This window comes from uncultured Agrococcus sp., assembly GCF_945915485.1.
Classification (GTDB): Bacteria; Actinomycetota; Actinomycetes; order Actinomycetales; family Microbacteriaceae; genus Agrococcus.
Map to the genome: position 1 here is coordinate 1 of NZ_CAMEFJ010000061.1, position 15821 is coordinate 15821.

Annotated in this window: 18 protein-coding genes, 3 pseudogenes and 1 other annotated feature; of the genes and pseudogenes, 6 read left to right on the forward strand and 15 right to left on the reverse strand. The window is 61.5% G+C overall.

Annotated features, from left to right (window positions below; translation table 11 throughout):
* Positions 1 to 166: 166 nt before the first annotated feature.
* On the reverse strand, positions 167 to 790 hold the full coding sequence (locus Q0O95_RS09995) for a hypothetical protein (RefSeq protein WP_293697943.1): 624 nt from the start codon (positions 788 to 790) through the stop codon (positions 167 to 169).
* Positions 791 to 873: 83 nt separating this feature from the next.
* On the opposite strand from Q0O95_RS09995, the gene Q0O95_RS10000 reads away from it, so the two are divergent.
* On the forward strand, positions 874 to 1734 hold the full coding sequence (locus Q0O95_RS10000) for an acyl-CoA thioesterase II (RefSeq protein WP_293697977.1): 861 nt from the start codon (positions 874 to 876) through the stop codon (positions 1732 to 1734).
* A complete protein-coding gene (locus Q0O95_RS10005) occupies positions 1731 to 2186 on the forward strand; it encodes a Rieske (2Fe-2S) protein (protein WP_293697945.1) in 456 nt (151 codons plus the stop codon). Before Q0O95_RS10000 ends, Q0O95_RS10005 begins: the two co-directional genes overlap by 4 nt.
* Before the next feature lies 1 nt (position 2187).
* Here Q0O95_RS10005 and Q0O95_RS10010 read toward each other — a convergent pair whose 3' ends face one another.
* The 6 genes from Q0O95_RS10010 to msrA form a co-directional block, all read right to left on the reverse strand.
* Positions 2188 to 3186 carry a squalene cyclase gene (locus Q0O95_RS10010; RefSeq protein WP_293697947.1) on the reverse strand — a complete coding sequence of 333 codons (999 nt, stop codon included), beginning with the start codon at positions 3184 to 3186 and terminating at the stop codon, positions 2188 to 2190.
* Between the two features lie 77 nt (positions 3187 to 3263).
* The gene (locus tag Q0O95_RS10015; RefSeq protein ID WP_293697949.1) at positions 3264 to 3719 is read right to left on the reverse strand and encodes a thioesterase family protein; all 456 of its coding nucleotides are present in this window, start codon (positions 3717 to 3719) and stop codon (positions 3264 to 3266) included.
* On the reverse strand, positions 3719 to 5401 hold the full coding sequence (gene ettA, locus Q0O95_RS10020) for an energy-dependent translational throttle protein EttA (protein WP_293697951.1): 1683 nt from the start codon (positions 5399 to 5401) through the stop codon (positions 3719 to 3721). Before ettA ends, Q0O95_RS10015 begins: the two co-directional genes overlap by 1 nt.
* A gap of 5 nt (positions 5402 to 5406) precedes the next feature.
* Positions 5407 to 5862 (reverse strand): hypothetical protein, encoded by a 456-nt coding sequence (locus tag Q0O95_RS10025; RefSeq protein ID WP_293697953.1) that lies wholly within the window; start codon positions 5860 to 5862, stop codon positions 5407 to 5409.
* A gap of 31 nt (positions 5863 to 5893) precedes the next feature.
* A complete protein-coding gene (locus Q0O95_RS10030; RefSeq protein ID WP_293697955.1) occupies positions 5894 to 6361 on the reverse strand; it encodes a single-stranded DNA-binding protein in 468 nt (155 codons plus the stop codon).
* Positions 6362 to 6442: 81 nt separating this feature from the next.
* On the reverse strand, positions 6443 to 6967 hold the full coding sequence (gene msrA, locus Q0O95_RS10035) for a peptide-methionine (S)-S-oxide reductase MsrA (RefSeq protein ID WP_293697957.1): 525 nt from the start codon (positions 6965 to 6967) through the stop codon (positions 6443 to 6445).
* Positions 6968 to 7032: 65 nt separating this feature from the next.
* On the opposite strand from msrA, the gene Q0O95_RS10040 reads away from it, so the two are divergent.
* Positions 7033 to 7284: a hypothetical protein gene (locus Q0O95_RS10040; RefSeq protein WP_293697959.1), complete on the forward strand. Its 252-nt coding sequence runs from the start codon at positions 7033 to 7035 to the stop codon at positions 7282 to 7284.
* Positions 7285 to 7338: 54 nt separating this feature from the next.
* On the opposite strand, the gene Q0O95_RS10045 is transcribed toward Q0O95_RS10040, so the two are convergent.
* Positions 7339 to 7881, reverse strand: coding sequence for a YceI family protein (locus Q0O95_RS10045; RefSeq protein ID WP_293697961.1), 543 nt, complete (start codon positions 7879 to 7881; stop codon positions 7339 to 7341).
* A 558-nt stretch (positions 7882 to 8439) separates the two neighbouring features.
* Here Q0O95_RS10045 and Q0O95_RS10050 point away from each other — a divergent pair.
* Positions 8440 to 9303: a hypothetical protein gene (locus tag Q0O95_RS10050; RefSeq protein WP_293697963.1), complete on the forward strand. Its 864-nt coding sequence runs from the start codon at positions 8440 to 8442 to the stop codon at positions 9301 to 9303.
* A 141-nt stretch (positions 9304 to 9444) separates the two neighbouring features.
* Here Q0O95_RS10050 and Q0O95_RS10055 read toward each other — a convergent pair.
* Together Q0O95_RS10055 and Q0O95_RS10060 are read right to left on the reverse strand one after the other, a co-directional pair.
* A pseudogene (locus Q0O95_RS10055) lies at positions 9445 to 9645 on the reverse strand (IS3 family transposase); the annotation flags it as partial.
* A 152-nt stretch (positions 9646 to 9797) separates the two neighbouring features.
* The gene (locus tag Q0O95_RS10060) at positions 9798 to 10415 is read right to left on the reverse strand and encodes a TetR/AcrR family transcriptional regulator (protein WP_293697965.1); all 618 of its coding nucleotides are present in this window, start codon (positions 10413 to 10415) and stop codon (positions 9798 to 9800) included.
* A gap of 83 nt (positions 10416 to 10498) precedes the next feature.
* Between Q0O95_RS10060 and wrbA the strand changes: the two genes are divergently transcribed.
* Complete coding sequence (gene wrbA / locus Q0O95_RS10065; protein WP_293697967.1) at positions 10499 to 11098, forward strand: NAD(P)H:quinone oxidoreductase; 600 nt, start codon at positions 10499 to 10501, stop codon at positions 11096 to 11098.
* Positions 11099 to 11117: 19 nt separating this feature from the next.
* Here wrbA and Q0O95_RS10070 read toward each other — a convergent pair.
* Positions 11118 to 12019: pseudogene (locus Q0O95_RS10070) on the reverse strand (DDE-type integrase/transposase/recombinase).
* Positions 11604 to 11732, reverse strand: a sequence feature (AL1L pseudoknot). It overlaps the preceding pseudogene by 129 nt.
* Before the next feature lie 45 nt (positions 12020 to 12064).
* Between Q0O95_RS10070 and Q0O95_RS10075 the strand changes: the two are divergent.
* Positions 12065 to 12360: pseudogene (locus tag Q0O95_RS10075) on the forward strand (IS3 family transposase); the annotation flags it as partial.
* A gap of 19 nt (positions 12361 to 12379) precedes the next feature.
* On the opposite strand, the gene Q0O95_RS10080 reads toward Q0O95_RS10075, so the two are convergent.
* From Q0O95_RS10080 to Q0O95_RS10095, 4 genes are all read right to left on the reverse strand, one after another.
* Positions 12380 to 12604: a heavy-metal-associated domain-containing protein gene (locus tag Q0O95_RS10080; protein ID WP_293697969.1), complete on the reverse strand. Its 225-nt coding sequence runs from the start codon at positions 12602 to 12604 to the stop codon at positions 12380 to 12382.
* Positions 12601 to 13038 carry a nuclear transport factor 2 family protein gene (locus Q0O95_RS10085; protein WP_293697971.1) on the reverse strand — a complete coding sequence of 146 codons (438 nt, stop codon included), beginning with the start codon at positions 13036 to 13038 and terminating at the stop codon, positions 12601 to 12603. Before Q0O95_RS10085 ends, Q0O95_RS10080 begins: the two co-directional genes overlap by 4 nt.
* Before the next feature lie 518 nt (positions 13039 to 13556).
* Positions 13557 to 14363, reverse strand: coding sequence for a helix-turn-helix domain-containing protein (locus tag Q0O95_RS10090; RefSeq protein ID WP_293697973.1), 807 nt, complete (start codon positions 14361 to 14363; stop codon positions 13557 to 13559).
* Between the two features lie 88 nt (positions 14364 to 14451).
* A complete protein-coding gene (locus Q0O95_RS10095) occupies positions 14452 to 15018 on the reverse strand; it encodes an MFS transporter (RefSeq protein WP_293697975.1) in 567 nt (188 codons plus the stop codon).
* Positions 15019 to 15821: the final 803 nt, after the last annotated feature.

Consider the following 15821-nt stretch of genomic DNA (forward strand, 5'->3'; position numbering starts at 1 on the left):
CACACAGGTCATAGGGCGGGAGCATACGTATAGATGATCCCTGCCTCGCAAGAATCCGATCCGCAGGCGCGCTGGAGCACTGAAGCGAGAGCCATTTCTGGCTCTCGCGCGACGCCAGCGCCGGGCGCATCCTGCGCCCGGTTACCTGATGCCCACGAGGTCCAGACTAGCCTTTCTCCAGTACATCGCCGAGCCGCGTGGAGGCTCTGATCCATGGCCCGGCAACGGAAACTCGCACATCGTCTTCTCCAAGGAATCCCAGCCCGTCGAGCGCGACCGCTGCTCCCCTCGTCAGATGCGGCATCGCGTGCACCGGATCACTCCACACCTCGCGTCGAATGCGACGGATCAATGCCTCGCCAGGGCTGTCCGGCAGCAATCGGGCGACTTCCTTCTGCGTCGTTTCAGCAGCCGCGCGAACCACATCAGCGCTCGTTGCTCCTACCGGCTCCCATCCCCCTCGCGGCGGCGAAATGGATGCCCAGGCCGGCAGCGCGCCCGCATCCGGGATCTCGAGGTCGGCCCCCGCCCGCAGAGCCTCGACCGTCGCAGCAATGGGAGACACGGCGTCGAACCGAGCCGACTCGGCGAGCCGGACGACTCGAATACCCAGGATCGTCGAGCCGAGGTCCATGATGCCGGCTGACGCCGTCACGGGCACCGTCACGACGACGACCCCCGGATGCGTCGCGAATCGCACGCCCTGATCGCTGAACGTTGCAGCTCGTTGCAGGAAGGTGACCAGATCGTCGCGCGTTCGTGCATCCGAGAAAGTGAAAACGCTGCCCACCCTTCGAGCCTAACGCGAACGCGTAGGATGGTTGAGTGACCGATCTCCAGATTCCCGATGTCCCTGAAGACCCGGTGCAGCAGATGCTCGATGTGCTCGAGTTGTCCTCGACCGAGGCGCGCACAACGGAGGATATCTTCGTTGGTGAGAGCCACTGGATGGCGTACGGCAGAGTCTTCGGCGGCCAGGTCATGGCGCAAGCGGCTGTCGCGGCACAGCGAACCATCGACGACGGCCGCGGCATCCATTCGATGCACGGCTACTTCCTGCGGCCCGGTGACGTGCAGAAGACGATCACGTTCGCGGTCGACCGCATCCACGATGGCCGTTCCTTCGCCACCAGACGCACGCAGGCGTACCAGAACGGGCTGCCCATCCTGTCGATGATCGCGTCGTTTCAGTCCGAAGACGGCGGCCCCGAGGCACAGTCGCCCATGCCGGAGGGCATGCCGGATCCCGAGGACGTGCCGCCGGTCAGCGAGTTCCTCACGGGTTTCGATCACCCGATCGCGCGACACTGGGATGAGGGCCGTGCGTTCGACTTCCGACACGTCGAGGGCCCGCTCTGGGCTCCGAACGAGCGTTTCGACCCCGATAGCGGCATCATGCACGTTTGGGTGAAGGCGAAGCGAGCGCTACCGGATGACGACGCCCTGCACAGAGCGGCACTCGCATACATGAGCGACACCGTAATCCTCGAACCAACGCTGCGTCGACACAGGGTGCACTGGCTCACACCCGGCATCAAGGTCGCCAGCCTCGATCACGCGATTTGGTGGCACCGCAAAACGCGGGTCGACGAATGGCTCCTGCTGCGCATGCACACGACATCGTCGGGTGGCGGCCGAGGGTTGGCGCACTGCCGCGTGTTCAATCAGCAGGGCGTGCACGTGGCATCGTTCGCGCAGGAGGGCATGGTCCGCATTCCGGAGCGGTCGCAGTGAGCGCAGAGATCCTGCGCAGCACGGGGGCCGAGCGCGGTGCGATCACCCGCAGAGCCGCGATCGGTGCGTGCGTTGCCGGTGGAGTTCTCACGCTCGCGGCCTGCGCCGGTGGAGTGGAATTCGTCGAGTTGCCCTCCGGCGAGAACGGCAGCACCGCGATTCCGCTCGACGACATCCCCGTCGGTGGTGGCGGCTCCCTGCAGATCGATCAGGTCGCCGTCATCGTAACAAGACCCACGGAAACCGAGGTGCACGCCTTCAGCGGCCACTGCACGCATCAGGGATGCCTCGTACGCATGAACGACGAGAACATCCATTGCCCGTGCCACAACTCCGAGTTCGACACTTCAACCGGCGACGTCGTCACAGGGCCGGCGCTCGAAGCGCTGCCGGAGTATCGCGTGGACATCTCCGGCAGTGAGGTCACGGTGTATCTCGACCCAAGCGGCTGAGCTACTCGGCAGCGTGTTGTGAAGCATCCCACCAGCGCAGCACCCGCAGCGCCTGCAGCGTAATCCACTTCGATGGTTCGCCCTCCGAGACGTCGGTGACAGACCAGACGATCCCGTCGAGCGAATTGCCCTGCAGCCAGCGTCCGTCAGGCTGCCGCTTGGATCTGACTAGCTCGATCGCGTCCGCCAATCGCCCATCCGGTGTAGTTCCATCGCGCTCGCATGCGGCTCGGAAGTAGTCGAGCGATCGAAGCGCCGAGTACTGATGCCTGGGAGGAGAGATGAAGTCTTCGACCCATGAACCGACAGTTTCCCCTGTCGATTTGCGTCGCATCAGCCGACGCTCCAGGAAATACTGCTCTCCTCGATGCCGCGCATTGCGCGCGCCGGTATCTCCCGTCCGCTGCTCGTAATCCAGCAGGCCGATCAGCGCATTCAGAGTCGAGTGGAAGGAGCTCCGCACCGAGCCGTGCTCCCACTCGCAGTTCCAGCCGCCGTCATCGAGTTGATGTTCGCGAAACCACTGCACGAGCGAGGCCACGTCGACGCCCAGCCACGCCCCGTTGGCTAACGTGTAGGCGTTAATGCAGACGTCGACCTCGCCGCCCCAGTAGGGAAGGTCGTCATATTCCCAACGGGAGTTCGCTCGGATGCGCTCCGCGGTATCGCCGAGGACGCCGGCATCGACGCCCCACTCGCGCAACTCGTTGAGCGCCCAGGTCGTGGCCACCCACGGTTGCCCTTCAGGGCTCCCGACGACCTCGACTCCCAGTTCCCGGCGAGTCGGGAAGTAGGCACCGCCTGCCCACTGACCGTCGTCGTCCTGCTTCGACAGGACGCGGGATGCGAATCCCTCCTCCGGAACACGCGATCGCGTCGCCTGCCACTCCGGCTCGGGCAGGTCGAGCAGATCTCGCTCTACCTGCCATCGCAGAGCAGGGTCAGAATCGAGCAGCCAAGCCGCCACCTGGTCGACACCACCGTCGTCTTTCGTGATCATGCGGCAACCGTACGCCCTGTCCACTCTGCGGCGCTAGGCGCACAGCGCCTGTTCAGCACGCGTGCAGCAGACCACGTTCACCGATGACGAAAGTCGATGGGATCTTCCACGTACGGTTCCCAAGCGGCTCGCTCGGCTTCCGTCAGACGTCTCGGGCTACCGGATGCCGCGTCCACCATCACGACGGTGGTCGCCGCTTTCGCATACTGCTCAGAGCGATCCGGTGAAAACACCTCGTAGCAAACCTGCACGCTCGCACCACCAAGCCGGCCGATCCAGACATCGATCTGCAGTGGCCGCCGGTGATGCGGAATCTGCCCGAGATACTCCGCCTCCTGCCTGGCGATCACGGTCCAGCTCTCCGCGCGCGGGCTGCCGTCGACAATCGCCATCGGCCCGGCCTCAAGCTCGTCACTCGCCCACAGCGTCTGCACACGCGCATCCTCGAGCAGCGTGAACAGCGCGGCGTTGTTGACGTGCCCGTAGCCGTCCAGGTCCGCCCAGCGAACCTGGACATGCGCGGTCTCTCGCATCAGTCGCGCGTGAGCTTGCGGTAGACCGAGCTCTTCGGACGCGCCGCTTCAGGGCCAAGACGATCGATCTTGTTCGCCTCGTACGCCTCGAAGTTACCCTCGAACCAGTGCCAGTTCGCGGGGTTCTCATCGGTGCCCTCATACGCGAGGATGTGTGTTGCGATGCGGTCGAGGAACCACCGGTCGTGCGTGATGACCACGGCACAGCCGGGGAAGTTCAACAGTGCGTTCTCGAGGCTACCGAGCGTTTCGACGTCGAGGTCGTTCGTCGGCTCGTCCAGCAGCAGCAGGTTGCCGCCCTGCTTGAGCGTGAGCGCGAGGTTGAGACGGTTGCGCTCACCACCCGACAGCACGCCGGCCTTCTTCTGCTGGTCCGGCCCCTTGAAACCGAACTGCGAAACGTAGGCACGCGACGGGATCTCGACGTTGCCGACCTGAATGAAGTCGTGGCCCTCTGAGACGGTCTCCCACAGCGTCTTGTTGGGGTCGAGGTTCTCTCGCCCCTGATCCACGTAGCTGATCTTGACGGTCTCGCCGATCTTGAGGTCGCCGCCATCGAGCGGCTCGAGGCCGACGATCGTCTTGAAGAGCGTCGACTTGCCGACACCGTTGGGGCCGATGATGCCGACGATGCCGTTCCGAGGCAGGGTGAACGAGAGGCCCTCGATGAGCTTGCGGTCGTCGAAGCCCTTTTCGAGATCGCTCGCTTCCAGCACGATCGATCCGAGGCGCGGGCCCGGCGGGATCTGGATCTCTTCGAAATCGAGCTTCCGTGTCCGCTCCGCCTCGGCGGCCATCTCCTCGTAACGCGCGAGACGCGCTTTGGACTTCGCCTGGCGTCCCTTCGCATTCGAGCGAACCCACTCGAGTTCCTCGGAGAGTCGCTTTGCGAGCTTGGCGTCCTTCTTGCCCTGGACCTGGAGGCGTTCCTTCTTCTTCTCGAGATACGTCGAGTAATTGCCCTCGTACGGGTAGAGGCGCCCGCGGTCGACCTCGCAGATCCAGGTGGCGACGTGGTCGAGGAAGTAGCGGTCGTGCGTCACGGCCATGACCGCACCCGGATACTTCGCGAGGTGCTGTTCGAGCCACTGCACGCTTTCGGCATCGAGGTGGTTCGTCGGCTCGTCCAGGAGCAGCAGGTCGGGCTTCTCGAGCAGGAGCTTGCAGAGCGCGACTCGGCGGCGTTCACCTCCCGAGAGCGTCGTGACGGGCCAGTCCCCCGGTGGGCAGCGAAGAGCGTCCATAGCCTGCTCGAGCTGCGAATCGAGATCCCAGGCATCGGCAGCGTCGATCTGCTCCTGCAGCTTGCCCATTTCGGACATGAGCGCGTCGAAGTCGGCGTTCGGGTCTGCCATCTCGGCGGAGATCTCGTTGAAGCGATCGACCTTCGCCTTCAGCTCGCCGAACGCTTCCTGCACGTTCTCGAGCACCGTTTTCGACTCGTCGAGCTTCGGCTCCTGCATCAGAATGCCGACCGAGTATCCCGGCGCAAGCGTCGCTTCGCCGTTGGACGGCTGGTCGAGGCCCGCGATGATCTTCAGGATCGTCGACTTACCGGCACCGTTCGGTCCGACGACACCGATCTTCGCGCCCGGAAGGATCGCGGTCGTGACATCGTCGAGAATTACTTTGTCGCCCACCTTTTTGCGGGCGCGCACCATCGAAAAGACGTATTCGGCCATATCTCTTAGTCTATGGGAGGAGTGTTGCCGACGAGACACTCGCCGTTCTGGAGTGGCGGCGCCAACACCGAGTGCGTGCCTTCCTCTCCGGCCTGGCCCACGATGCAAGTGTCACCGAGACGTACGGAGATCTCGATTTGCGCGACCGTGCCGCCGAGGCTGTCGGTGTCGCTCGTCGCCTCCATGTCGTCCTTGTCGAAGCCTGCGTCGACGAGCGCTTCAATATATCCGTCTCGATCAACCGGAGAATTTTCATCCCAGGCGTCTTCCAGGGCCCGGTCGAACTCGATCTGACGCCCCTCCGGGCTGTCAGGGTCAATGGGCTCCTCCGAACTCGGCGTTGGCGAAGGAGTCGGCGTCGGCGTCTCTGGCGGCTCGGACTCGAAGAGCGAACAACCGGTGAGGGCGAGACCTAGAGCAAGCGTCAACGACGCGGCACGGAGAAGATGTCTGCGAGGCACATATTGCAGGATACCTGGCGACGGCCGGTCATCAGAATGGCGGGGACTCCTCGGCGCCGACAGGAACGGGATCACCCCGATCCTCTTCTCCCGCTTCATCCGGGCGAGCCCAGTCATTCTCACCGCTTGTCGCCGTTGTCGTGGCCGCTCGTTGAAAACTCGCTGTTCCGAACTGGAGTGAGACTCCGACGGTGTCGGCATCGATCGAGACGTTCGTGTAAGTAGTCCCGTTCTCGGCCTTATTGGTCTCGATCTTGAGTCGACCCTGCACGATGAGCTGCTGCCCCTTCTGAACACTCGCTTTCACGTGTTCGGCGAGCTTTCCCCACGCGCGCACTGTGAACCAGTTCGTTGACACTTCCTCCCACTGACTGCGCTCGGGGTTGAATCGGCGTTTCGGCGACGCGACACGCATACGCGTGAGCGCCTTATTCGTGGATGTCTGGATTGCTTCGGGCTGTGTGGCGACATTTCCGACCACTGTGATGATGTCTTTCATGACGACAGTGTGCAGAACGGAGTGCGCTTGCCAGGGGGCCAGGAGTCCCGGCTGTGGACAAAACCTGGATGTTAGGCGCGCTTACGCCTTGAGGTAGGGCCGGAATCCCTGCCGGATCTTCTGGATCTTCGGCCCGGCGACCGCAACGCAGTATCCCTGTGTCGGATTCTTCGCGAAGAAGTCCTGGTGGTACTCCTCCGCCTGGTAGAACTCGGTGAGGGGTTCGATCTTCGTGACAAGCCCTCCTCCCCATGTCTCATCGGCGCGAGCGATAGCGGCTTCGAACTCTTCGAGCTGTTCGGCTCCGCTGGGAAACATGGCCGATCGATACTGCGTGCCGACGTCATTGCCCTGTCGATTCAGCTGACGCGGGTCGTGCATCGTGAAGAACATGTCGAGCACGACATCGCCGGGTACTCGCTGCTCATCGAAGACGACCTTGACGACCTCGGCATGACCTGTCTGCCCAGTGCACACTTGCTCGTACGTGGGGTTCGGCGATGTGCCTCCCGTGTACCCGGAGACGATTTCCTCGACGCCGTCTACGACGCGGTAGGCGGCATCCAGGCACCAGAAGCATCCGCCGGCAAGTACGTACTCTTTCACGGTTGTCCTCCACTCGTGTCAGAGGTGCCGCATACCGTGTGCAACACCTAGAAAGGAGCGTAGCAATGCAACTGATGATCCCGAGACAACAGGCGGCGCTACCTGCGCACTTTGGGCTCCGGGCTGTTGAAGTACGCAATGGACTTTGGCGTGTTTCTTCCAAACGCGGCACCCTGCTCGGCCACATCACGGTCGAGCGCAACGGCACGGATGCGCGGTTCGTTGCATCCCGCATGCTCGGACGCACACCCCGGAAGGTGCCGATGGGCACGTTCTGGTCGCTCGACGAGGCGATCCAGGCGTTCGTCACCGTGTAGCCCTGCCACGCGAAAGGGAGGGACCACGACGACCCCTCCCCCGGCATTCGGCGCCTACTGCTTGACTGCGGAGATGTCGATCGTGATAGTGACATCCTCGCCCAGCATGACCCCACCGGTTTCGAGCGTCGTGTTGAAGGTGATGTCGAAGTCGCTTCGCTTGATGACGGTCGTGGCCGTCGCTCCGGCCCGAACAGCGCCGGCCACGTCGGCACCGATACCGCCGAATTCGAGCTTCATCTCGATCGACTTCGTGATGCCGCGGATCTGCATGTCACCCGTCACGACGTAGTCGTCTCCCTCTGCGCGCACACCGGTGGAGACGAACGTCCACTTCGGGAACTCGTCGGTTGCGAAGAAGTCGCCGGAGCGCAGGTGAGCGTCGCGATCGGCGTTCCTCGTGTCGATGCTCGAAGGATCGATCGTGGCTGACACGCTCGAGTCGGCCTGGTCGTCGGCGAGGACGATTTCGCCTTCGAAGTCGACGAACTGCCCCTTGACCTTCGCCACCATCATGTGGCGAATCGAGAACTCGATGCTCGAGTGCACGGGGTCGATGACGTATGTTCCAGGCTGGTAACCGGCGATGTTCTGCATGATTTCCTCCATTAAAGTCTCTGAAGAGCTGTTTCAAATTTAAACAACTAAGAGTCCGCCAGAACTATTCCCGATTCAGGGGAAAATTTCGCAGACTATCTCGCGGCTACGCATCGGCGGTGAAATCACATGCTGACATGGCTGCAGAACGCATGCGAATCGGGTGCATGAATCAATGTCTGACGTCGCAGCGAGCTTCGACCCTCGGCCACACTATTGTCGAAGCAGTGCGCGAAAACCTGCATCGAGTATGGCTTCTGCGGTGTCCGCCCTGTGCTCGACGTGGTTTTCGAGCGGCAGAGACTTCATCGGTCGCGGCCCAGACGGATGCCCGCAACGAGGCATCCGCTCGGCTTGCGCAGCGCATCGGCATGCAGCGTGGAGCGGTGAGCCAGCAACTGGCATACGCCGCGCGCAGCGACCCTCTGCGCCCTACTCTTCGGGCATAATGCGATAATGCCTCCCAGTCCCAATCAACGAGAACCAAACGACCTCGTCGAGTGGGGGCTCCACGCTTTCGCACTCGGAGCCCGCAGCACCCCGCACGGAGTCATTGCCATGGATAACAACGGCAGTATCCTCTATGCAGCAAGGCGCGGTATCACGCTGCCTCAGCTGAAGGAGAACGGGGTCATCCCCTCGCAGAGCCAACTGAAACTCCTGCAGCTGTATGACCTCATCAGGGTAGAGGATGACCGGATCACCACAGCTTTTCCGGTGGTGGGGCCCGAGGTCATGGGCCCGTTGCGCGAGAAAATTCAGTTGGCGGCCGCTGGCCTTGCGCACAGGATGATCGCTGAAGTCCGAGGGATCCGCGAGGAGCTGCAGCGCCGTGGACACCCCGGACATGACTACGCGGTGGTTTTCGGCCACGCTGTCGATGGACTGCTGTGGGAGCAGCTGCGCGCTGCTGACATGGTCCCGACGACCGAGCTAACGCTAAAGAGGCCTTTGTGGAACGGTGCATTTTGGGCGATCCATCCCCCAATCCCAGCCGGCGCGGGCGTGAATGAGCTCCCAGGCGAAGCCAGCACACTCATCATGATCTGGACTGAAAGCACCCGCGAGGCTCTATGGGAAGTCGCGCATTCCGAAGCAACCCAGAATCTGCTTAACAACCCCACGAGGCAGAGCAAGATTCCAGTTCTCGAGACCGACAGGAGCGACGCGCTCCATCTTCACAGTACGACCATCGCCGAGATCATCGCTGAGACCATCAGAGTTAGCCCACAGGCGCAGGAGCTCCTGGCAGACTTTCCGGATGCTACCCCTCAAGAGTGCACACTCATCGTGGCTCATGAACTCATCTGGGCCATCATGGAAGCCCTGGTCACAGCGGGGCATCTCGAGCCCCTGGCAGAACAGGGCAAGGCAGCGCGGAAAAATCTGAACGAGCATCTGCTGATCCGCGTCTCGGGTTGATACGGACTCGCAAATAGTGCAGGAAGTGCCCGCGCGCCAACGGCGGGACTCTCAGATGATGGCTGTGCCGGAAGCGCGGTGACGGAAGCCAGAGTGGAGCTCGAACCGGGAACGTCGCCGTTTTTGAACAAAGACGCTCTCGTGCTCTACACTCGTCCGCCCGTCGCGGTCACCCGCGTCGATATCGGTCCGCACCACCCACCGGTGCAGCGACTGCGCCCCGACGCCTTCCTGACGGGCAACAGCAGCGAGGGCTCTCGCATTTGAGAGATACTCGACACGGTGCTCGCGCACGAGACGGACAGCGCGCTCATACAACGCGAAATCAATCCAATTCGACATGATGACATTCAATAAACTCAAGAGCATGCGAAATTAAACTCGGGAGAGTTCAGGATGCAGATATGCATCAACCAGGGTCCTGCGATGGGCGTAGATCTGTGCGCTTGTTCCCCCAGCTGCCCAAGCATGCCTACTCCCCATGGAGAGGGGCCTCAGAGCGGCCCCGCGATGTTTTCTCTCGCGACGGTGTCGTGTGCCCAGTTGCGCCATTGGCCGAGCGTCCATCCTCGTTCGGTAACGAACAAGGTGTAGGATTCGACGCTCATGGTCGCGTAGATAACATCGGCGACACGGCCGGACGCTTCTCGGTCGCCTCCGGGCAGATCGAGCAGAATGCGGGCGAGGCCAAAGCTGAACAGATAACGCTGCTGCCGGAGATCTGTCAACAGGTCGGCAATGCCAGGGTCGGCCGCCGCTTGGTGACTCACCGCCAGGATAGGTGCGACGCGAGCAGTGGACTCGGCTAGCTTGTTCACTGCCTCTGCCCAGGCTTCTTGCGGTGATTCCGCTTTGGTGAGGGCTCGAACCCAAGGGTGTTCGAGCAACGGTATCGACTCTCCGCCTCCGGCGACGGCCCGGTCATGGGCAGCGGAGAGGACGCCGAGTTTGTTGCCATAGGCAGCGTAGATCGTTTTGACCGCGACTTGTGCCTGTTCTGCGATCGCGCCGATCGTGGTCGCCACATACCCGTCGCGCACGAACAGCGCCGTCGCCGCGGTGACGATGCGCTCCCGTGCCGCCTCGTCCCGGGGTCTACCCTTTGCTGCCACCGACCCTCACCTCCAGTTTCGCTTACTCTAACTTTACACCATGCTATAGTGCAATACCATTCTACTAATGCAGGAGGTTGCGCATGGCACGCATCGCCATCATCTACTACTCGTCCACCGGGGCGAACCACACCATCGCCGGGGCCTTCGCCGCCGGAGCATCTGAGGCCGGGGCTGAAGTGCGGCTGCGCCGCGTCGCGGAGATCGCGCCCGCGGAAGTCATCGAGCGCAACCCGGAATGGTCTGCGCACCTGAGAGCGACCGAGCACATCGAGACCGCCACCCCCGACGACCTCGTTTGGGCCGACGGGTTCGTGCTCGGCGCTCCGACACGGTTCGGCCAGCCCGCCGCGCAGTTGAAGCAGTTCATGGACACCACCAGCGGCGTCTGGGGTGAAGGGCATCTGGCGGGCAAGCCTGCAACCGGGTTCACCAGTAGCGATGAACGCCACGGGGGGCAGGAATCAACGCTCTTGGCGATGTATCACACGCTGTTCCACTGGGGAACGATCATCGTCCCCACAGGATACGTCGACTACGACCTCTCCCACGCCGCCGGAGGCAACCCCTATGGAGTCAGCGCCATCGTCGGCGATGGTCCGCCCAGCGACGACGTCCTGGCCCTCGCCCACTACCAGGCAGGCAGGATCGCCGCCCTCGCAGACGCACTCGCTGCGCCTTGAATCGCCCCGGTGATCCCGGTCACTTCGTTTGGTGTCTCTGCCCGACTGAGTGGAGACGGTTTCTTGTTTCATCGTAGACGCGTTCAGCCTCTACTGGTGTGAGGTCGTCGATCGATTCGTGGGGTCGCTTGGTATTGAACCAGTCGACCCACGCCAGCGAATCCAGATCGCGTGCTCGAGGGTATCGAGCACGAGTTCCGTGGCCGTCCGTGTCGCAGCTCTCCAGCCCACGATCCGGCGGGAGAACACATCCAGAATGAAGGCGACCTAGACCATACCTGACCAGGTCGGCACATAGGTGAAATCAGCAACCCAGAGCTGATTCGGCACCATAGCGGCGAAGACCCGGTCGACCAGATCGGTCGGTCGGTGGTCGGCCGGGTTTGGTGTCGTGGTGCGGACACACTTGCCCCTGGTGGTGCCCACCCAGCCATTGCACCGCATGAGCCGTTCGACCGTGCACCTGGCCACGTCGTGGCCAGCTGCGAGCGTCGTAATACGTCGACGGGGCAATACTGACCCCATGCTCGGTCAGCACACGACAGATTGACTCGACCCCGAACCCGTGACGATGCTCGTCAATAAACGCAATCAATACTTTGGTGGGCGATCTGGCTCCGCCGCGAAGACAGCCGACGCCGACTTCAAGATCTCATTCACCCGCCGTAGCTCAGCGACTTCCTTCTTCAACTCGCGAATCTCCGCCAACTCCTGCGTGGTGTTCCCGGGACGGCCACCGGCATCGATCTCCGCCCGACGCACCCATTTCCGCAACGTCTCCGGCGACCCAATACCGAGCTTGCCCGCGATCGTACGAATCGCCTCGAACTCACTCGGATACTCGTTCCTCTCCAACGACTCGGTCACCACCCTGACCGCCCGCTCCCACAACCCCCTCGGATACTTACTCGGCATACCCATACTCTTCATCCTTCCAACGAATGAAGCCCCCGGAAACCCCGCGGCGGTTCACAGTTCAGAGGCCGGAAATTCCGTCGTTCCTTGGCTCGTCATGGCCAGGTCGTGTCAATGGGGCGAGTCGCGTCCTGCGGTGACAACGCCGCGATGGGAAGCATTTCAGCCTGCTGCAGAAGAACGTCCTCAACCGGAGATCCTGGGCGGCCCGAAAAGAGCAGTGCGCCGCGATCGTGACCTGGATCGAGCGGACCTATCACCGGCGACGTCGGCAGCCTCGCCAGGGCCGTTTGACGCCCGTCGAATTCGAGAGCATCATGGACGAGAATCTGACCCTCGCGGCCTAAACCGAACTGCCACCTGTCCCTACAGCAGACCCGTTTGCTCAGTGAGCTCGTACCCTGCTCTATCGACGGCCTGGGCGATTGTCGGAAAATCGAGTCGTTGACTACTAGTCACAGTCACTGAGTCGCCTGCGACATCAACCACGACTGATTCAATGCCATCGAGGCTTTGCAGTTCCTCGGTGACGAACTTTTCGCAGTGACTACAGGCCATTCCGACTACGGTATATGACTGCTCTATCGTCATGACCCGCTCTCACCATCAGACGCGGATTCGGAAGGGGTTTCCATTCGTGTCAGCATGTCCGTCTGTCGCATTCTGCCGTCGGAGGTAAATCGGCCGAAGAGATTCACATGGATTGCCATGTGGTCCATCTGATCGCCACGGGGACGATTGACATGCATACAGAACCTAGCAGCGAGAAAATCGCCTTCTGCAATGGCCTCGAAGACCTCGACTCGGTTAGTTGGTTTCGTCTTACGAATCGGTCGGCAATGGGCCAGGAGTTTCTCCCGATCCATCACGTGCCCGTCAGCGCTTAGTCGAATATCAGGTGAGTGGAAACGGTCAATCACGGTCGCAAGGTCCTCATCATCTGCGACGACAGCGTGATGAAGGCCCTCCTGGAACTGGGCGATGAATCGTGCCGGGTCAATGTGGGTGTCATCGAACAGATGCATGTTGCTCCTTCGTGAAGTGTGGTCTGTCGAGGACAAGAAACTGGTATTTCCTGTCGTTTCGATTGTCTTTGCCTGCTTGCACCCCCGTCGATTACCCGGTGGGTAAGCATGTCGCGAGCACTTGATTCTGCGCTGATCATTCATGTGTTCGCGACTACTAAGGTCGCGCTGGAGCTCACTGTCCTACTGCCCCTGATGGCTTACTGGTGAGCGCTGGCAGATGTCCTAACGAGGGTTAGCGAATGCGCTACTTGAAACATGCTTCACGCAACCGTTGGCCTAACTTGCAGGTGTGATCCCACACAGTGGAGTTGGATAGAAGCGGAGAGATGAGGGAACGGTTCCCCCTGAAGACTCGGGCCTTTCGCCACGGCTGCTGTACTGCTCTCGTCTCGTGGCATCGATGCTGCCGCGACACTTTGCCGCACCGAGACGCTCACCGTCTTCGCGCGCACAGATCTGCAGGGTGGGTGAGCTTGACAGCCTCGAACTCGGTTTACAGACACTGTTGGCACGCATTAGAGCTGGGGTTCACCTTGGGCAAGATGAGTCAGCACCTGCCGTGTTGCGCTGTTTGCCGGGAAGAATGTCTCGATGGCTATCTCGTCTATTGTGACATCTCGCGGGGAGCCGAAGACTGTGACCGTATATAGGAGTGAGAGCTGCCCGAAGTCGGTGTTGAGTAGCATCGGGGTCGCAAGGTCGGTTTGTTGACCAGGTACATGCTCAGATGGTTCCGAAGGCACTGGATAACTCTCAAGTTCGCTGAGTAAGTCTTTCACCGAGGGGTCAGCTGTCCTTTCATACTGACGGCGAACCCTTCGCAGAGTTAACTCGCGCCACTGCGCATGGTTGGCCAGATGGCAGTGTGAATTTGACACTCCGTCAGGATGCATGGTGGCGCGGAACATATTCGTCTTCGGTTCACGAAGTGGTTCTGGCATGGCCGCGAGAATCCTCCACATGGCGTCATTAGCTGCCAGCAAGTCCCAACTGGCGTTGATCGCAACCGCCGGGTTGGGTTGGTGTCCGGCGAGCACTGCCTGAACCGCCTCAGTCGCCGCGCCGAGATCGTCGAGAGCGTGTTCGGAGTGGGCTGGGGCGAATCCGGCTGACAAATGGAAACTGTTGCGCTGCCGTAGAGGCACATCGAGCTCGTCACACAAGCGGTCAATCATCTTCCGACTGGGCTGGGCCCGTCCCGTTTCGATGAAACTCAGGTGTCTCGTTGAGACGTCAGCAGCAATGGACAACTCGAGCTGAGAACGACGACGGCGCTGACGCCACTGTCGAACCAGGCCTCCCACCGTGTAATGTTCGTTCATGTCTTCCAGACTATGAGTCGTGTCGATTACCTGTGAGGTAAGGCTCGTGCAGTGCCTGCATTCCGCGTTCGGACGCCCGTGAGTGTTCTCATCGGCGTGTCCTGTGTCCTGGCGCGATGAGATGGATGAGGAGTCCGAATAAAGCGATTGCGAATGCTGCGATGAGGAACGCGTCGGCGTAGCCGGTGGATCCGATGACCCACCCGAGGGTGATGGCTCCGAGTCCGAGTCCACCGTCGTAGGCCATGTTCCAGAGCGTGCTTGCCGTTGCTGATCTTTCTGGTCCTAGTCGCTGGACGATGACCACGAATGAGTCGTTTTGCCCGGCACCAAAACCTAGCCCCAGCAGGCAGGCACCAGTGATCAGCAGTGCTGACTGGTGTGGCAGTGCTTGTGAGATCAGCGCGAGACCGAGCCCTGTGATCAGCACTGTCGTGATGAGCACTCGCCCGCCACCGATGCGGTCTCCGAGCATGCCTGCCGCTAGGCGTCCGGCGATCAATGCGAGCGAGGCGGTCAACAGCACCCACGATGCTTCTACTGCGGTGGGGCCAGCAACCGGTAGGAACGTGGTCATTGCCCCGAACCCAGCGGCGGTGAGCAGGAAGATGCTTGCTGGGGCGGCGATGCGCCCAATCTCCGAGAGGCCGATCATGGTGAAGTTGCCTCGTGTACGAGCAGGTAACCAGATTGCCAGGAAAGCAGCTGCGATGCTAGCAAGACCCGTAGTCCAGAACACTGTCGAGAATCCCCACGTATCTGCTGCCCACACCCCGCCGGCCAAAGCCCCGATATTCGGTAACGCAGCGGCAGCTCCATAGAGTGATGCCGAAGAGGCCAACCTGCCACCTCGGGAAAGCACAACAACCAGTGTGGCGCCGGAGATCACCACCAGGGCGAAGCCCAATCCCCTGACGGCCGTAATGCTTAGAATCCAAGCTGCCCCATCAGAGAGGATGTATAACGGTGTGGGACCTCCCAGCAAGACGGCACCGATCATTGTCATCTGACGTAGTCCCAAGTACTTGAACAGGACTGGTGCTGCGCATTGGGCGAGCACAGTTGCGCCCATCATGACACCTGTGGTGCTGCCAACCACGGCACTGGCCGCACCACCGTGGGCAGCCCACAGGGGAACCACCGGCAACAGAGCCGCATAGCTCACGAAAGCCAGAAAGGTTACTACCAGCAGCATCACGAGACTCCCGCAGCGGGTCACCGTACCATCAACTGAGGCTCGACCCGGGGAGGGCTCCTTGCCCGTCGTTCTCGCTCCTCGGCCATGGGTTCGACCTGGTGTGTCATCAATATCCATGCTTCAACTCTGACTGGAACCACTCATCACGTCCAACGATGATCTACGATGTCCCCTATCGAGTATTCCGATAAGTGATGGAGGGTCAGGATGGACACCCGCCGGTTGCGCAGCTTCCTTGCGGTGGCGCGGTTCTCAAGTTT

Excerpts from the sequence above, each read along its gene's own strand:
- Q0O95_RS10090 (WP_293697973.1), bottom strand. The coding sequence starts at position 14,363 with ATGAACGAACATTACACGGTGGGAGGCCTGGTTCGACAGTGGCGTCAG.
- wrbA (WP_293697967.1), top strand. The coding sequence starts at position 10,499 with ATGGCACGCATCGCCATCATCTACTACTCGTCCACCGGGGCGAACCAC.
- Q0O95_RS10030 (WP_293697955.1), bottom strand. The coding sequence starts at position 6,361 with ATGAAAGACATCATCACAGTGGTCGGAAATGTCGCCACACAGCCCGAA.
- Q0O95_RS10085 (WP_293697971.1), bottom strand. The coding sequence starts at position 13,038 with ATGCATCTGTTCGATGACACCCACATTGACCCGGCACGATTCATCGCC.
- ettA (WP_293697951.1), bottom strand. The coding sequence starts at position 5,401 with ATGGCCGAATACGTCTTTTCGATGGTGCGCGCCCGCAAAAAGGTGGGC.
- Q0O95_RS10015 (WP_293697949.1), bottom strand. The coding sequence starts at position 3,719 with ATGCGAGAGACCGCGCATGTCCAGGTTCGCTGGGCGGACCTGGACGGC.
- Q0O95_RS10045 (WP_293697961.1), bottom strand. The coding sequence starts at position 7,881 with ATGCAGAACATCGCCGGTTACCAGCCTGGAACATACGTCATCGACCCC.
- Q0O95_RS10080 (WP_293697969.1), bottom strand. The coding sequence starts at position 12,604 with ATGACGATAGAGCAGTCATATACCGTAGTCGGAATGGCCTGTAGTCAC.
- Q0O95_RS10010 (WP_293697947.1), bottom strand. The coding sequence starts at position 3,186 with ATGATCACGAAAGACGACGGTGGTGTCGACCAGGTGGCGGCTTGGCTG.
- Q0O95_RS10095 (WP_293697975.1), bottom strand. The coding sequence starts at position 15,018 with ATGATCGGCCTCTCGGAGATTGGGCGCATCGCCGCCCCAGCAAGCATC.
- Q0O95_RS10040 (WP_293697959.1), top strand. The coding sequence starts at position 7,033 with ATGCAACTGATGATCCCGAGACAACAGGCGGCGCTACCTGCGCACTTT.
- Q0O95_RS10050 (WP_293697963.1), top strand. The coding sequence starts at position 8,440 with ATGGATAACAACGGCAGTATCCTCTATGCAGCAAGGCGCGGTATCACG.
- Q0O95_RS10000 (WP_293697977.1), top strand. The coding sequence starts at position 874 with ATGCTCGATGTGCTCGAGTTGTCCTCGACCGAGGCGCGCACAACGGAG.